The organism is Kitasatospora sp. NPDC086791 (assembly GCF_040685975.1).
GTDB lineage: Bacteria > Actinomycetota > Actinomycetes > Streptomycetales > Streptomycetaceae > Kitasatospora.
Genome location: NZ_JBFBOC010000003.1, coordinates 376,847 through 391,488 on the forward strand (window position 1 = coordinate 376,847; position 14,642 = coordinate 391,488).

The 14,642-nt window shown below is 72.8% G+C and carries 12 protein-coding genes; 5 read left to right on the forward strand and 7 right to left on the reverse strand.

Going from position 1 to position 14,642, the window contains the following annotated elements:
- Window positions 1–163: 163 nt before the first annotated feature.
- Entirely contained in the window at window positions 164–1,498 is a 1,335-nt protein-coding gene (locus AB0Q99_RS08680; RefSeq protein ID WP_363569574.1) for a PhoH family protein, read from the reverse strand.
- A 267-nt stretch (window positions 1,499–1,765) separates the two neighbouring features.
- The gene (locus tag AB0Q99_RS08685) at window positions 1,766–2,560 is read right to left on the reverse strand and encodes an isoprenyl transferase (RefSeq protein ID WP_363569575.1); all 795 of its coding nucleotides are present in this window, start codon (window positions 2,558–2,560) and stop codon (window positions 1,766–1,768) included.
- 411 nt (window positions 2,561–2,971) lie between these two features.
- Between AB0Q99_RS08685 and AB0Q99_RS08690 the strand changes: the two genes are divergently transcribed.
- Entirely contained in the window at window positions 2,972–4,603 is a 1,632-nt protein-coding gene (locus tag AB0Q99_RS08690; protein ID WP_363569576.1) for a glycosyl hydrolase family 18 protein, read from the forward strand.
- 149 nt (window positions 4,604–4,752) lie between these two features.
- Here AB0Q99_RS08690 and AB0Q99_RS08695 read toward each other — a convergent pair whose 3' ends face one another.
- Complete coding sequence (locus AB0Q99_RS08695) at window positions 4,753–5,463, reverse strand: prepilin peptidase (protein WP_363569577.1); 711 nt, start codon at window positions 5,461–5,463, stop codon at window positions 4,753–4,755.
- Between the two features lie 338 nt (window positions 5,464–5,801).
- On the opposite strand from AB0Q99_RS08695, the gene AB0Q99_RS08700 reads away from it, so the two are divergent.
- Entirely contained in the window at window positions 5,802–7,016 is a 1,215-nt protein-coding gene (locus tag AB0Q99_RS08700) for a pyridoxal phosphate-dependent aminotransferase (protein ID WP_363569578.1), read from the forward strand.
- A 215-nt stretch (window positions 7,017–7,231) separates the two neighbouring features.
- Window positions 7,232–7,798: an RICIN domain-containing protein gene (locus tag AB0Q99_RS08705; protein WP_363569579.1), complete on the forward strand. Its 567-nt coding sequence runs from the start codon at window positions 7,232–7,234 to the stop codon at window positions 7,796–7,798.
- Between the two features lie 154 nt (window positions 7,799–7,952).
- Here the strand turns inward: AB0Q99_RS08705 and AB0Q99_RS08710 are convergent, their stop codons facing one another.
- Window positions 7,953–9,794, reverse strand: a complete 1,842-nt coding sequence (locus AB0Q99_RS08710) for a phosphoenolpyruvate carboxykinase (GTP) (RefSeq protein ID WP_363569580.1) — start codon at window positions 9,792–9,794, stop codon at window positions 7,953–7,955.
- A gap of 284 nt (window positions 9,795–10,078) precedes the next feature.
- Here AB0Q99_RS08710 and AB0Q99_RS08715 point away from each other — a divergent pair, with 284 nt between their 5' ends.
- The gene (locus tag AB0Q99_RS08715) at window positions 10,079–10,783 is read left to right on the forward strand and encodes a hemolysin III family protein (RefSeq protein WP_363569581.1); all 705 of its coding nucleotides are present in this window, start codon (window positions 10,079–10,081) and stop codon (window positions 10,781–10,783) included.
- On the opposite strand, the gene AB0Q99_RS08720 is transcribed toward AB0Q99_RS08715, so the two are convergent.
- The 3 genes from AB0Q99_RS08720 to AB0Q99_RS08730 form a co-directional block, all read right to left on the reverse strand.
- Window positions 10,754–11,380 carry a hypothetical protein gene (locus tag AB0Q99_RS08720; RefSeq protein ID WP_363569582.1) on the reverse strand — a complete coding sequence of 209 codons (627 nt, stop codon included), beginning with the start codon at window positions 11,378–11,380 and terminating at the stop codon, window positions 10,754–10,756. The two genes, AB0Q99_RS08715 and AB0Q99_RS08720, sit on opposite strands and share 30 nt — an antisense overlap.
- Before the next feature lie 345 nt (window positions 11,381–11,725).
- The gene (locus AB0Q99_RS08725; protein WP_363569583.1) at window positions 11,726–12,655 is read right to left on the reverse strand and encodes a hypothetical protein; all 930 of its coding nucleotides are present in this window, start codon (window positions 12,653–12,655) and stop codon (window positions 11,726–11,728) included.
- Window positions 12,656–12,663: 8 nt separating this feature from the next.
- Window positions 12,664–13,353: a papain-like cysteine protease family protein gene (locus tag AB0Q99_RS08730; RefSeq protein ID WP_363569584.1), complete on the reverse strand. Its 690-nt coding sequence runs from the start codon at window positions 13,351–13,353 to the stop codon at window positions 12,664–12,666.
- A 313-nt stretch (window positions 13,354–13,666) separates the two neighbouring features.
- Here AB0Q99_RS08730 and AB0Q99_RS08735 point away from each other — a divergent pair, with 313 nt between their 5' ends.
- A complete protein-coding gene (locus AB0Q99_RS08735) occupies window positions 13,667–14,599 on the forward strand; it encodes a hypothetical protein (RefSeq protein ID WP_363569644.1) in 933 nt (310 codons plus the stop codon).
- Window positions 14,600–14,642: the final 43 nt, after the last annotated feature.

A 14,642-nucleotide genomic window follows, 5' to 3' on the forward strand; every position in this document is an offset into this window, starting at 1 on the left:
CGACGCAATTCCCGCTCGCGTGGCGCATGTCACATTCACCGCCCGGGAGTTTCCCGGACGGAAAGCACTCGATGTGATGAAACGGATGGGGCCCGCTCCATCAGGAGCGGGCCCCAGGGCACGAATTGACCCTATTGTCCTACTATGCCCCGGTCGGGGCGGATCACGGCTGGATGTCCTCCAGCATCTCCGTGACCAGCGCCGCGATCGGCGAACGCTCCGAGCGGGTGAGCGTGATGTGGGCGAAGAGCGGATGCCCCTTCAGCTTCTCCACCACCGCCACCACGCCGTCGTACCGGCCCACCCGGAGGTTGTCCCGCTGCGCCACGTCGTGGGTGAGCACCACCCGCGAACCCTGGCCGATCCGGGACAGCACCGTCAGCAGGACGTTCCGCTCCAGCGACTGCGCCTCGTCCACGATCACGAAGGCGTCGTGCAGCGAGCGCCCCCGGATGTGGGTCAGCGGCAGGACCTCCAGCATCCCGCGGGAGAGGACCTCCTCGATCACGTCCGGGGTGGTGACGGCGGAGAGGGTGTCGAAGACCGCCTGCGCCCAGGGGCCCATCTTCTCCGCCTCGGAGCCCGGCAGGTAGCCGAGCTCCTGGCCGCCGACCGCGTACAGCGGCCGGAAGACCATCACCTTGCGGTGCTGCCTCCGCTCCAGCACCGCCTCCAGACCGGCGCACAGCGCCAGCGCCGACTTTCCGGTACCGGCCCGGCCGCCCATCGACACGATGCCGATGTCCGGGTCGAGCAGCAGGTCCAGCGCCACCCGCTGCTCGGCGCTGCGCCCGCGCAGCCCGAACGCCTCGCGCTCCCCGCGCACCAGCCGGACCCGGCCGTCGCCGGTGACCCGGCCGAGCGCGCGGCCGCGCTCCGAGGTGAGCACCAGCCCGGTGTGGACGGGCAGTTCGTCGGCCCCGTCGAGGTCCACCGCGACGTCGTGGCCGGCCGCGAACAGCGCGTCCACCTGGTCGGCGGGGACGTGCAGTTCGGACATGCCCGTCCAGCCGGACGTGATCGCCAGCTCGGCCCGGTACTCCTCGGCGAGCAGGCCCACCGAGCTGGCCTTGATCCGCAGCGGCAGGTCCTTGGAGACGACGGTGACGTCGTAGCCCTCGGCCTGCAGGTTGCGGGCGACCGCCAGGATCCGGGTGTCCGCCTCGCCGCCGCCGGCCCGGTAGCCGGCCGGCAGTATCGACACGTCGGAGTGGTTGAGCTCGACCCGGATGGTGCCGCCGAGCTCGCCGACCGGGATCGGCTCGTCGAGCCGGCCGTGGCGGATGCGGTAGTCGTCGAGCAGCCGCAGCGCCTGGCGGGCGAAGTAGCCCAGCTCCGGGTGGTGCCGTTTGGCCTCCAGCTCGGTGACGACCACCACCGGGAGGACGACCTCGTGCTCCTCGAAGCGGGTCATGGCGAGGGGGTCCGCCAGGAGCACGCTGGTGTCGAGAACGTACGTGCGCCGGTCTGGTGTCCGGCGGCTCTTGGAACTGACCACTAGGCCTCCAGAGCGGATGACCCTGCGTCATCCGCGGCAAGCCGGCCCCCGCTGCCCCGGTGGCCTCGGGACCGGACTGACTGGAGTATTCCCAGGCGGGGGGCGGTGCATTCGCGCCCCCGGAGAACTGACGGATCATTGCCGGTGAACGTTTGGCCTCGCCCCGGCGCCGGGTACGCCAGCCCTACGGCGGTCACTTCACCGCGGACCGGCCCGCGGGGCCCCGGGACCGCGGTCCCGCGGTCCCGCGGTCCCGGGCGGTCGGGGCTAGAGGCCCAGCCGCCGGTGGCGCTGCTCGAACGCGCGCAGGGCGCGCAGGAAGTCGACCTTGCGGAAGGCCGGCCAGTACGCCTCGCAGAAGTAGAACTCGCTGTGCGCGCTCTGCCAGAGCAGGAAGCCGGACAGCCGCTGCTCGCCCGAGGTGCGGATGATCAGGTCCGGGTCGGGCTGGTTCCGGGTGTAGAGGTGCTCGGAGATGTGCTCGACGGTCAGGATCTCGGCCAGTTGCTCGATCGAGGTGCCGCGGCCGGCCTGCTCCTGGAGCAGCGAGCGGACGGCGTCGGCGATCTCGTGCCGGCCGCCGTAGCCGACCGCGACGTTGACCGTGATGCCGTCGATGTCGGCGGTCTCCTCGGCGGCGCGCTTGAGCACGTCGGCGGTGTGCTGCGGGAGCAGGTCCAGCGCGCCGACCGGGTGGACCCGCCAGCGGCGGGCGGCGGCCAGGCCGGTGACGGCGTCCTCGATGATGCCGAGCAGCGGGACCAGCTCGTCGGCCGGGCGGTCCAGGTTGTCGGTGGAGAGCATCCAGAGCGTGACGACCTTGACGTGGGTCTCGTCGCACCAGCCGAGGAACTCGCTGATCTTGTCGGCGCCGCGCTGGTGTCCGTACGCGGTGGAGCCGCCGGCGGCCTTGGCCCAGCGGCGGTTGCCGTCCAGGATCACGCCGATGTGGTGCGGGGTGCGGGCCAGGTGGACCTCGACCCGGCGACCGTAGAGCCCGTACATCCCGCCCAGCAGGGTGCGCAGCCCCGGCGTCCGTTCGACGACATCGCGCAGACCCATGGTTCCCGGACCCCTCCGTGCTCGTTCAGCTGGTGCGTCACCGCCCCGGCGCAGCCTACTCCGGCGCACAGGCACACGGTAAAGCCGCAGGTAGCGGTCTGGTCACGGTCCTGTACGAAGTCCGTCCCGACGGGCGTGCCGGAGGTGACGGAGGGCTCGTCCGGGGGCCGGCCGGGGGCCGCCCGGGGGCGTCGGCGGTGCGGACACGGAACGGTCTCCGAATCCTTAACGGAACCGTAAGCCGTCGGTTCCCTGCTTGACGACCCGCAATGGTCTAGTCCAGCTTTTGATCCAGACGGAACAACCCTCCACCTCCGTCTCCCCCAGGCTCATCCCGGACCTCCCCTCCCCCACACGCGGCCGCCGCGCCCCCCACCGCGGCGGCCGCTCCTCCCCCAGGAGCGTCACCACATGGCCCGTACGCTGAACCAGCCCGCCCACAAGCGCCGGCGCAGCCCCCTCCCGGCCGTCGCGGCCGGCGCCACCGCCCTCGCCCTGGCCGGCAGCGGCCTCGCCCTCTTCGCCGGCGGTGCCAGCGCGGCGGTCGGCAACCTGGTCACCAACGGCGGCTTCGACGGCGGTCTCGGCGGCTGGAGCTGCGCCGGCACGGCGACCACCGTCACCTCGCCGGTCCACTCCGGCGCCGGCGCGCTGCAGGCCACCCCGGGCGCGGGCGACACCGCCGAGTGCACCCAGACCATCAGCGTGCTGCCCAACACCAGCTACACGCTGAGCGCCTGGGTCCAGGGACCGTACGTCTACCTCGGCGCGCGCGGCACCGGCGGCACCGACCCGTCCACCTGGTCGAACCAGAACAGCTGGAACCAGCTGTCCACCACCTTCACCACCGGGGCGAACGCCACCAGCGTCACCGTCTACCTGCACGGCTGGTACGGCCAGAGCGCCTACCTCGCCGACGACGTCGCGCTGATCGGCCCCGGCGGCACCGGCACCCCGTCGCCGACCGCGACCCCCACCCCCACCCCCACGCCGACCGCGACGGCCACCGCCTCCCCCACGGCCACCGCCACGCCGACCCGGACGGCGACCCCGACCCCCACCGTGACGCCCACCCAGACCGCGACGCCGACGCCCACCGCCACCCCGACGGCCACCCCGACCGGCACCACCCCGCCGGCCACCGGCCTGCCGGCGCACGCCGTCACCGGCTACTGGCAGAACTTCGACAACAACTCGACCCCGCAGCGGCTGAGCGACGTCCAGAGCGCGTACGACATCATCGCGGTCTCCTTCGCCGACGCCGTGCCGACCCAGGCCGGCGCGATCAGCTTCACCCTGGACCCGGGCCTGTCCAAGGCGCTCGGCGGCTACACCGACGCCCAGTTCCGCGCCGACATCAAGGCCAAGCAGGCGGCCGGCAAGAAGGTCATCCTCTCCATCGGCGGCCAGAACGGCGCGATCACCGTCGGGGACGCCACCGCCGGCGCCAACTTCGCCAACAGCGCCTACGCGATCATCAAGGACTACGGCTTCGACGGCATCGACGTCGACCTGGAGAACGGCGTCCAGGCCGGCCCGCTCGGCGACGCGCTGCACGCCCTGCAGGCCAAGGTCGGGCCCGGCTTCGTCCTCACCATGGCGCCCGAGACCATCGGGATGTACAGCACCGCCGGCGCCTACTTCCAGCTGGCGCTGCAGACCAAGGACATCCTGACCGTCGTCAACACCCAGTTCTACAACTCGGGCGGCATGAACGGCTGCGACGGCAAGGTCTACAACCAGGGCACCATCGACTTCATCACCTCGCAGATCTGCACCCACATCCAGGGCGGCCTGCGGCCGGACCAGGTCGGCATCGGCGTCCCGGCCTCCGGCAAGGCGGCGGGCGGCGGCTACGTCTCGCCGACCGTGGTGAACAACGCGCTGGACTGCCTGGCCACCGGCAACAACTGCGGCAGCTTCGTGCCGCCGGCCAAGTGGCCCACCATCCGCGGCGCGATGACCTGGTCGACCAACTGGGACGCCAACAACGGCAACGCGTTCTCCAACGCGGTGGGCCCGTTCGTCCACAAGATGCCGTAAGGACTCACCTTCCCCCGGCGCGCCGCTCCTTGAGGGTGGGGCCTGCGCACCGGCGGCGGGGCCCGCCGTACCGCTCCGGTACGGCGGGCCCTTCCGTGTTCCGCGCGGCCGCGGCGCGCCCTACCGGGCCGGCACCGCCGGCTCGCCCGCTACCTGGCCAGCACCGCCGTGAGCGCGCCGAGCAGCAGGAACGGGCCGACCGGGACGTCGAGTCCGCGCACCGGGCGGCGGCGGAGCAGGGCGGCGGCGGCCCGCAGCACCGCCCAGAGACCGGCCAGCACCACCGCGGCGAACAGCCCGCCGAGCGCCACCGACCAGCCGTACCAGCCGAGCAGTCCGCCCAGCGCCAGCCCGAGCGGGGAGTCCCCGGGCCCCAACGCGCGGGCCCAGACCGCGAGTTCGAGCACCGCGCCGACCGCGAGCGCGACCAGCAGGCAGCGCACCAGCACCCCGGGGCGCCCCTCGGCCAGCGCCGCCACCGTCAGCAGCGCGACCACCCCGCCGAGCAGCGGCAGGGTCAGCCGGTACGGCAGTCGGCGCACCCGGGCGTCGACGAAGCCGAGCGCCACCCCGAGCGCGGCCGCCCAGCCCAGCGCCGCGACCGCCGGCCCGTCCGCCGCGAACGCCACCGCGACGGCGACCGCCACCGCGACCGACTCCACCGACCACGCGCCCGCGCCCAACCGCCCCCGGCAGCCCGGGCAGCACCCGGTCGGCGGCAGCAGGCGCACCTCGCGCCCGCACGACGGACAGGCGTCGCACCAGGCTTCGCCCTCCGGCACGGAGAACCGGGCGACCAGCCCGCGCAGTGGCGGAGCCGCCAGGAGACCGACCAGCACCGCCGCGACCACGACCGGCATCACCGGCGCACCCCCTCCTCGATCGACGCACCGGCCCCATCCTGCCGCGCCGGGCGGGGCGCCGTCCGGCACACCGGGAAGCGGCGGGGGCGCGGCAGGACTCGGCAGGACGTCGTGGGAGGCGACAGGATGCGGCGTGCGGTGTGCCGTCCGTCTCGTTCCGGACCGCGACCGGCCCGCGTTCCTCGCATACGCGAGCATTCCGGACAGCAGGCTCCCCCTTTGGAAGGCCCGTCAACGCCCCCGCCTGCCGATCCAAGGAGGCCCCTCCGAGCCCCGCGGACCACTCTCCCGGAGACCCACCGAAGGGGTCGTCCGTACCCCTAGAGTAGGCAAGCATGCAGGTCATCCAGTCCAGCAAGCTCGCCAACGTCTGCTACGACATCCGCGGCCCGGTGCTCGACGAGGCGATGCGGCTGGAGGAACAGGGCCACCGCATCCTCAAGCTCAACACCGGCAACCCGGCCACGTTCGGCTTCGAGGCGCCCCCGGAGATCCTCCAGGACATCCTGCGCAACCTCGCGAACGCGCACGGGTACGGCGACTCCAAGGGCCTGCTCTCCGCCCGCCGCGCGGTGGTCATGCACTACGAGGACCGCGGGCTGCACGGCCTCTCCGTCGACGACGTCTTCCTCGGCAACGGCGTCTCCGAGCTGATCCAGCTGGCCATGACCGCCCTGCTGGACGACGGCGACGAGGTGCTCGTCCCGGCCCCGGACTACCCGCTGTGGACCGCCTCGGTCTCACTGGCCGGCGGCACCGCGGTGCACTACCGCTGCGACGAGCAGTCCGAGTGGTACCCGGACCTCGCCGACATCGAGGCCAAGGTCACCGACCGGACCAGGGCCATCGTGGTGATCAACCCGAACAACCCGACCGGCGCGGTCTACCCGCGCGAGGTGCTGGAGGGCATCGTCGAGATCGCCCGCCGGCACGACCTGGTGGTCTACGCCGACGAGATCTACGACAAGATCCTCTACGACGACGCCGAGCACGTCCCGCTGGCCACCCTGGCCCCGGACCTCTTCTGCGTCACCTTCAACGGGCTGTCCAAGGCGTACCGCGTCGCGGGCTTCCGCTCCGGCTGGATGGTGCTCTCCGGCGACCGGACCCGGGCCCGCAGCTACATCGAGGGCCTCACCGTGCTCGCCTCGATGCGGCTGTGCGCCAACATGCCCGCCCAGCACGCGGTGGCCGCCGCGCTCGGCGGCCGGCAGTCGATCCGCGACCTGGTGCTCCCCGGCGGACGCCTGCTCGCCTCGCGCGACGCCGCGTACCGGCTGCTGAACGACATCCCGGGCGTCAGCTGCGTCAAGCCCAAGGGCGCCCTGTACGCCTTCCCGCGGCTGGACCCGAAGGTCTACAAGATCAAGGACGACGCCCGGATGGTGCTCGACCTGCTGCGCTCCCAGCGCATCCTGCTGGTCCAGGGCACCGGCTTCAACTGGCCCGAGCCGGACCACTTCCGGCTGGTGACCCTGCCCCGCCCCGAGGAGATCACCGACGCCGTGACCCGGATCGGCGACTTCCTGGCCGGCTACGCCCAACCCTGACCACGCCCAACCTTGACCTCTCCTTTAACCACGAACCACCGGCCGGACCGTAGGATTCCCGCGCGTCGGCGGCCCGGGTTCCTCTCCGGGCCGTAGGGGGGACGGGCCGGTCGGCGGTGTGCCGGAGGCCCGGGCCGACGCGGACACCGGGTCGCTCGACGGCCCGGGAGGCTCCGCTCCCCTGCCCCCACTCCTCCGCAAGGGACCGGCCCGTCTTGACCATCCGCCTTCCGCTCACCCCTGCCCGCGCCGCCGCGGCCGTCGCCGGCGCCGCCGTCGCGCTGACCGCCGTCCTGCCGGCCACGCCCGCCTCCGCCTACAACGGCGGTTTCCGCATCCCGACGTCGAGCACCGTCGTGAACCTCAACTCCGGGAAGTGCCTGGAGATCGCGGACTGGCGCACCGACGACGGCGCCCCCGCCCGCCAGTGGGACTGCACCGGCGGCGCCAACCAGCGCTGGGACTTCAAGCTGGCCAACGGCATCATGATGCTGGTCAACCACAACTCCGGGAAGTGCCTGGAGATCGCGGACTGGCGCACCGACGACGGCGCCCCCGCCCGCCAGTGGGACTGCACCGGCGGCTGGAACCAGGGCTGGCTGTACCGGGGCGACATAGGCCCCGGCAAGGCGATGGGCCTGTCCAACCTCAACTCCGCGGCGCTGCTGGAGATCGCGGACTGGCGCACCGACGACGGCGCCCCGGCCCGCCAGTGGCACGACTCCACGGTCGGCGTGGCCCCGGCGAACAAGGCCTGGATCACGAACATCACGCTGCTCTGAGCCCGTTCGGGAAAGCACTACGGCCGGAGTCCCGGTCCGGACGATCTCCTTGGTCGGGGAAAGATCGTCCGGCGGAACTCCGGCCGTCCTGTCACGTCGGCGGGTCGCCCGGTTCGTGCCGCGCGGCCGCCTCTCGCTCGGTTGAGGCTCAGGCTCAGCCGAGGCGCGCGACGAGGTTCCGGTACTCGTCCCACAGCTCCTTCGGGGTGTGGTCGCCGAAGGTCTCCAGGTGGGCCGGCACGAGGGCGGCCTCCTGGCGCCAGATGTCGGCGTCCACGGTGAAGAGCAGGTCGAGGTCCTCCTGGGACAGCTTCAGGTCGCCGAGGTCGAAGCCGTCGACGGTCGGCAGCACGCCGATCGGGGTCTCGACGCCCTCGCCGGTGCCCTCCAGGCGCTCGACGATCCACTTGAGCACGCGGCTGTTCTCGCCGTAGCCGGGCCAGACGAACTTGCCCTCGGCGTTCTTGCGGAACCAGTTGACGTAGTAGATCTTCGGCAGCTTGGTGGCGTCCGCCTGGGCACCGACCTTCAGCCAGTGGGCGAAGTAGTCGCCCATGTTGTAGCCGCAGAACGGCAGCATCGCGAACGGGTCGCGACGCAGCTCGCCGACGGTGCCCTCGGCGGCGGCGGTCTTCTCGGAGGCGATGTTGGCGCCGAGGAAGACGCCGTGCTGCCAGTCGAAGGACTCGGTCACCAGCGGGACGGCGGTGGCGCGGCGGCCGCCGAACAGGATCGCCGAGATCGGCACGCCCGCCGGGTCCTCCCACTCGGGGGCGATGGTCGGGCACTGCGCGGCCGGGACGGCGAAGCGGGCGTTCGGGTGGGCGGCCGGGGTGCCGGACTCGGGGGTCCAGTCGTTGCCGCGCCAGTCGGTCAGGTGCGCCGGGGGCTCCTCGGTGAGGCCCTCCCACCACACGTCGCCGTCGTCGGTGAGGGCGACGTTGGTGAAGACGGTGTTGCCCCAGAGGGTCTGGATGGCGTTGGCGTTGGTGTCCACGCCGGTGCCGGGGGCGACGCCGAAGAAGCCGGCCTCGGGGTTGATGGCGTACAGACGGCCGTCGGCGCCGAAGCGCATCCAGGCGATGTCGTCGCCGATCGTCTCGACCTTCCAGCCCGGGACGGTCGGCTGGAGCATGGCCAGGTTGGTCTTGCCGCAGGCCGACGGGAAGGCGGCCGCGACGTACCTGGGCTCCGCCTCGCCGGTGGCGCCGGCCGGCGGGGTGAGCTTCAGGATGAGCATGTGCTCGGCCAGCCAGCCCTCGTCGCGGGCCATGGTCGAGGCGATGCGCAGCGCGTAGCACTTCTTGCCGAGCAGGGCGTTGCCGCCGTAGCCCGAGCCGAAGGACCAGATCTCCTTGGTCTCCGGGAAGTGCGAGATGTACTTGGTGGTGTTGCACGGCCACGCCACGTCCGCCTCGCCCTCGGCGAGCGGGGCGCCGACGGTGTGCACGGCCTTGACGAAGTCGCCGTCCTCGCCCAGCTGGTCCAGCACGGCCTGACCCATCCGGGTCATCACGCGCATCGACACGGCGACGTAGGCGGAGTCGGTGATCTCGACGCCGTACGCGGCCAGCGGGGAGCCGACCGGGCCCATCGAGAAGGGCACGACGTACATCGTGCGGCCCTTCATCGCGCCGCGGAAGAGTCCCTGCTCGCCCTGGAAGACCTCCCGCATCTCGGCGGGGGCCTTCCAGTTGTTGGTCGGTCCGGCGTCCTTCTCCTGCTCGGAGCAGATGTAGGTGCGGTCCTCCACGCGCGCCACGTCGGTCGGGTCCGAGGCGGCGTAGTAGGAGTTGGGGCGCTTGTCCTCGTCGAGCTTCTTGAAGGTGCCCTGAGCCACCAGCAGGTCCGCGAGGCGGTGGTACTCCGCCTCGGAACCGTCGCACCACTCGATGCGGTCCGGCTGGGTGAGCTCGGCGATCTCGCTCACCCAAGCGAGCAGCTGCTTGTGGCGGGTGGGCGCGGATGCGCTGAGAGCAGAGATCTCGTACGACACGATCGCTCCGTTTCACGCCATCTCGGCGAAGAGACGGCGTTGCGGGGGTCTGAGGGTGCTTGCAGCGTAGCTCCGGCCTCAAGCCTCCAGCGCCCCGAAGCGTCGAAATTGACGCATCTTTTACTACAGTAAGTATGATTACTGGCCGGTAACAGGTCGCTCACGTCCGGGACGGAGTGCGCCGGGCCACACTTCAAATACTCCAAAACGTCCAAGAGTGATGATCGCCACTTCCTACGCGTCGGTAACCTACGGATCCGTAGGTAACGGGTAAAATGCTGCGCATGACTGCTGCTGCGCTCGCTGAGAGCCTCGCGGAGGACCCTGCGGAGAACCCTGCGGAGAGCGGGGAGAGCAAGCCGAAGTGGCGTGGCTGGCTGCACGCCGGGATGTTCCCCGCCACGGTGGCCGCCGGGATCGTGCTGATCTGCCTGGCCGACTCGACGCCCGCCACGATCGCCTGCACGATCTACTCGGTCAGCGCGTGGCTGCTGTTCGGGGTCAGCGCGGTGTACCACCGCTTCGACTGGGGCCCGCGCGGCGACGCCGTCCTGCGCCGGCTGGACCACGCGAACATCTTCCTGATCATCGCGGGCACCTACACGCCGTTCACCATGCTGCTGCTCAAGGGCGCGGACCAGCAGCTGCTGCTCTGGGCGGTCTGGGGCGGCGCGCTCGCCGGCATCGCGTTCCGGGTGTTCTGGGTCGGCGCGCCGCGCTGGCTGTACACGCCGGTGTACCTCGCGCTGGGCTGGGCGGCCGCGTTCTTCCTGCCGGACTTCCTGCACACCGGCGGCGTCGCCGTGCTGGTGCTGATGATCGTCGGCGGGGTGCTCTACAGCATCGGCGGCGTGGTGTACGGACTCAAGCGGCCGAACCCCTCACCGCGCTGGTTCGGCTTCCACGAGGTGTTCCACGCCTTCACCCTCGGGGCGTTCATCGTGCAGTACGTCGGCGTCTCACTGGTGGCGTACAGCACGGCCGGCTGAACCCGGCGCACCACGACGGGCGGTCGAACGGTCCACGGACCGGGCGGCCGCCCGTTCCGCCGTCCAGGGCCGCTCGTACGGCGCACGGATCTGCGGGCGGCGCGGGTACGCCGGGTGGTCGCCGGCGCCGGACTCCGACTGCGCGGCGGAGTCCGGGTACTGCTCGCGCCCCTGGTGCGCCCCGTCCTCCCCGTGCGCGTCGTGCTCCGGGTACGCCTCGTGCTCCTGGTACGACCGGTGCCCCGCGTGCGACAGCGCCTCCGGCCGCGCCGACGACTCCGGCCGCACCGCACCGGCGGAGCGCCCGCGCGCCTGCCGCGCGTCCAGCGCCTCCCGGGCCCGGCGGCAGCGCTCGCAGTGCGCGGCGTCCGGGATGCCCCGGCGCGGACGGTGCCGGACCGGGGCGGGCCGGCCGTGCAGGGCGCGCCAGCGCCGACCGACGTAGACCATGAGCAGCACGGTCTCGACCCCGGCGACCGCCAGGACCAGCAGGGCGCCGTTGATCAGATAGGCCGCCACCACGGCCAGCGCGGAGGCCACCACCACCGCCGCACCCCACACCTGGGCACTCGCCCGCTTGTCGTCCGTGTCGGCCACTTCGGCTCCCCTTTCCCGGTGCCGGGCTCGTGGTCGGCTCCTGCCGCCCCACCCCTTCTCCGCTCTCGGCACGCGTCGGCCAGCACTGACCGATTGCCACATGGTATCTACCGACAGTCACTCCTCACTGCCATCGGGCGGCGAACGACAGATCAACGTTGCGTCAATTCCTTGTGCGGAAGGAGCACTTCCACGACACATCACCGAACGTGACGGACCGATGACAGCGGCATCACAGCACGCGACGGCACCCGGAGCTCCGGAGCTCCGTCGCGTGCGGGTTGGTGGGGGTAAGAGGGGAGAAGGCAGCGGGGCCCGGTCCGCTCGGCCGGGCCCCGCTCCCCCTCACCCGCGGCGGATGCCCGTCCTCCGCCGTAGGGCCGCGGCGGCACCCACCAGCGCCGTGGCGCCCAGGGCCGCGGCCGCCGTCGCGGCGGGCAGCGCCGCACCGCCGGGCGCCGTCGGCTGCGCGGCAGTGGCTGCGGCGCCCGTGGAGTCGGTGGCGTCCGAGGTGTCCGTGGCGGCCGTCGCGTCCGGCCGGTAGCCGCCGCCCTTGCCCGCCCGGTCGTACGCCGATCCGGGCAGCTTGTCCCCGTACCGCTGGTGCACCAGCCGCTGGTAGGCGGCCAGCGTCACGCCGTCCGCGCCGACCGAGAGCCGGGCCTCGTCGTCCAGTGGCAGCACCCGCCCGTCGCGCAGCGCGTACCAGGCGTTGACCTGCGGCTCGCGGAAGGCGGTGCCGCCACCGCCGGCCGCCGCCTTCGCCGCGTAGTCGCTCTCGTCGCCGCCCGAGGCGATGTTCACCACGCGCCACGACCCGCCCTGCCGGACCGTCCAGACCGAGGCGGTCTGTCCGTCCGCCGCGACCACCTTGCTGGCGGTGAACTCGGCCTTCGCCACCGGTGCGCCCGGGGTCCCGGACACGAAGCCGGCGTCCAGGACGTAGACCGGCACGGTGTCGCCGGCCAGCCGGGGCGCGGCCGCGTTCGCCGCCCGGGCCTCCTCGGCGGCGCCGATGGTGAGCTGCTGGGTCGGCGGGACGCCCTTGCGGGCGAAGAAGTGGCCGACCCTGTCGAGGACGGCCGGGTCCTGGACCGCGCTTCGGGCCTGGGCCAGCTCGGCGGCGGACACCGGGGCGGGGGCCTGGGCGGCGGCCTGGGCCTGGGCGGCCGGCCCGGGTGCGGCGGCGTGCGCGGCCGGGGCGAGCGCCAGCGCGAGGCCGGTGGTGAGCAGGGCGCCGGCGGCGGCCCGACGGAGGCTGCGGTTCTCGGTCATGGTCGCCCTCACGCGCCGATCCGGTACAGGGAGTGGGTCCACGAGAACGTGTCGTTGTCCACGTAGTACCAGTAATCCGCCCAGTTGTAGCGGTAATTGGACGGCCACGGGTCGCCCCAGTAGACCCAGTCGTTCCCGGTGTCGTAGCCGTAGAGGACGTGCATGTGCCCGCCGCCCGAACTCCACTGGATGCGGGTCTCGACCGGACGATCGGCGTCCACCTCGGCCTGCACGGTGCCGTAGCGCAGGTAGCCGGTCACGTACGAGCCCGGGTTGATGCCGATCCGGTCGAGCCCGTTCTGCACGTCGGCCAGCGTGGCCTGGCTGTTGGGGCAGCTGGAGTCGGCGGCGCGGCCGAACGCGGCGTTGCAGAACTGGTTCTGGCTGTAGCCGTAGCCGAACCAGGTGGCGATGGTGTTCCCGCTCGCCGCCCAGCACCAGTTGGTCTGCTGTTGCTGCTGCATGGTGATGTTGAGCTTCTTGTACGTGCCGGCCTGATCGGCCGTGCTGCCGGGCGCGGCGGCCTGGCGGACCTGGTGCGGGGCGGGGGCTGTTGCCGTGGGGGCGGCGGCCGTGGGGGTGGCAGCCGTGGGGGCGGCGATCGCGGGCGCGGCCACCGCGGCGGTGAGCGCCGGGCCGAGCACGCCGAGGGCGAGCAGGGCGACCGCTCTGCGCAGCCCTGTCCGTGGAACTGGCATGGGGGGATGCCTCCTTGCGCGAATGGAGCGAGGTGCTGTGGGGGCGCGGTCCGGATCGCGCCCCGAGCATCGCGCCTCGCCGGAGGCGGGTCAACGGCCTTCCGGCGGGCCCGGGTCGGGGTGTGAACGGGCGGGCCCGGGTGTGAACACCGCCCGCGGAACCCCCGCGCAGCAGGCGCGGACCGGTGACAAACCGCCGCACCGATGTGAATATTCACGGTCAAACGCCGGTCCGCCAGCCCGTCCGCCAGCCCGTCCGCCAGCCGGGTCCGCCCGCCCAACCGCCCGCCCAACCGCCCGCCAGGAGGCCGTCATCCACCGGAGCGACCCAGCCGACCTCGCCGCCGCCCTGCGCACCGGCCCGTTCCACCTCGCCCTGCGCACCGCCATCGCCGTCCGGGGTCTCACGCTGCACCGGATCCGCCGCCACCTCGCGCTGCGCGGCGTGAACGTCGGCCTCACCAGCCTCAGTTACTGGCAGCAGGGCCACCGCCGACCCGAACGCCCCGAGTCGCTGCGCGCCGTCGCCGCCCTGGAGGACGTCCTCGACCTGCCCGCGCACTCCCTCACCCGGCTGCTCGGCCCCCGCCGCGCCACCGGCACCGCGCCGGCCGGCCCGCCCGTACGGCCCTACCGCGACCTCATCTCCCCCGCCACCGCCGTCGACGCCCTGCTCACCGCCCTCGCCGGCCCGCGCGACACCGGCCTGCACACCGTCACCCACATCGAACGCATCCGGGTCGGCCCCGACCGCCGGCTCGCCCGCCGCGACTCCCAGCACGCGCTGCGCGCCCACCGCGACGGCATCGACCGCTACCTCGCCCTCTACCAGGGCGACCCGGGCAGCGACATCACCCGGGTCGGCGTCCGGGCCGAGGAGAACTGCCGCCCCGGCCGGATCCGCCGCGACCGGGCCCACCACCTGCTCGCCGCCGAACTGCTCCTCGACCGCCGGCTACGCGCCGGCGACACCCACCTGCTCGGCTACGGCTTCGACGACGCGCCCTCCCCGGACCCCAGCTGCGAGTACGTCCGCGGCTTCCACTCCGGCGCGGGCCAGTACGTCCTCCAGATCACCTTCCACCCCGCCGCCCTCCCCGTCCGCTGCCACCGCTTCGCCCTGCACTCCCCGGGCGAAGCCCCTTACGAGACGGAGGAGTTGACCCTGGACGGTCGCCGCTGCGTGCATCTCGTCGGCACCGCGCTGCGGCCGTGCATCCTGGGGATCCGCTGGGACTGGGAGTGACGCCGCCGGCGCGCTCCGGGCGGCGGACGCGCCCGGCATCCGT

Excerpts from the sequence above, each read along its gene's own strand:
- AB0Q99_RS08725 (WP_363569583.1), bottom strand. The coding sequence starts at position 12,655 with ATGACCGAGAACCGCAGCCTCCGTCGGGCCGCCGCCGGCGCCCTGCTC.
- AB0Q99_RS08730 (WP_363569584.1), bottom strand. The coding sequence starts at position 13,353 with ATGCCAGTTCCACGGACAGGGCTGCGCAGAGCGGTCGCCCTGCTCGCC.
- AB0Q99_RS08690 (WP_363569576.1), top strand. The coding sequence starts at position 2,972 with ATGGCCCGTACGCTGAACCAGCCCGCCCACAAGCGCCGGCGCAGCCCC.
- AB0Q99_RS08695 (WP_363569577.1), bottom strand. The coding sequence starts at position 5,463 with ATGCCGGTCGTGGTCGCGGCGGTGCTGGTCGGTCTCCTGGCGGCTCCG.
- AB0Q99_RS08715 (WP_363569581.1), top strand. The coding sequence starts at position 10,079 with ATGACTGCTGCTGCGCTCGCTGAGAGCCTCGCGGAGGACCCTGCGGAG.
- AB0Q99_RS08685 (WP_363569575.1), bottom strand. The coding sequence starts at position 2,560 with ATGGGTCTGCGCGATGTCGTCGAACGGACGCCGGGGCTGCGCACCCTG.
- AB0Q99_RS08700 (WP_363569578.1), top strand. The coding sequence starts at position 5,802 with ATGCAGGTCATCCAGTCCAGCAAGCTCGCCAACGTCTGCTACGACATC.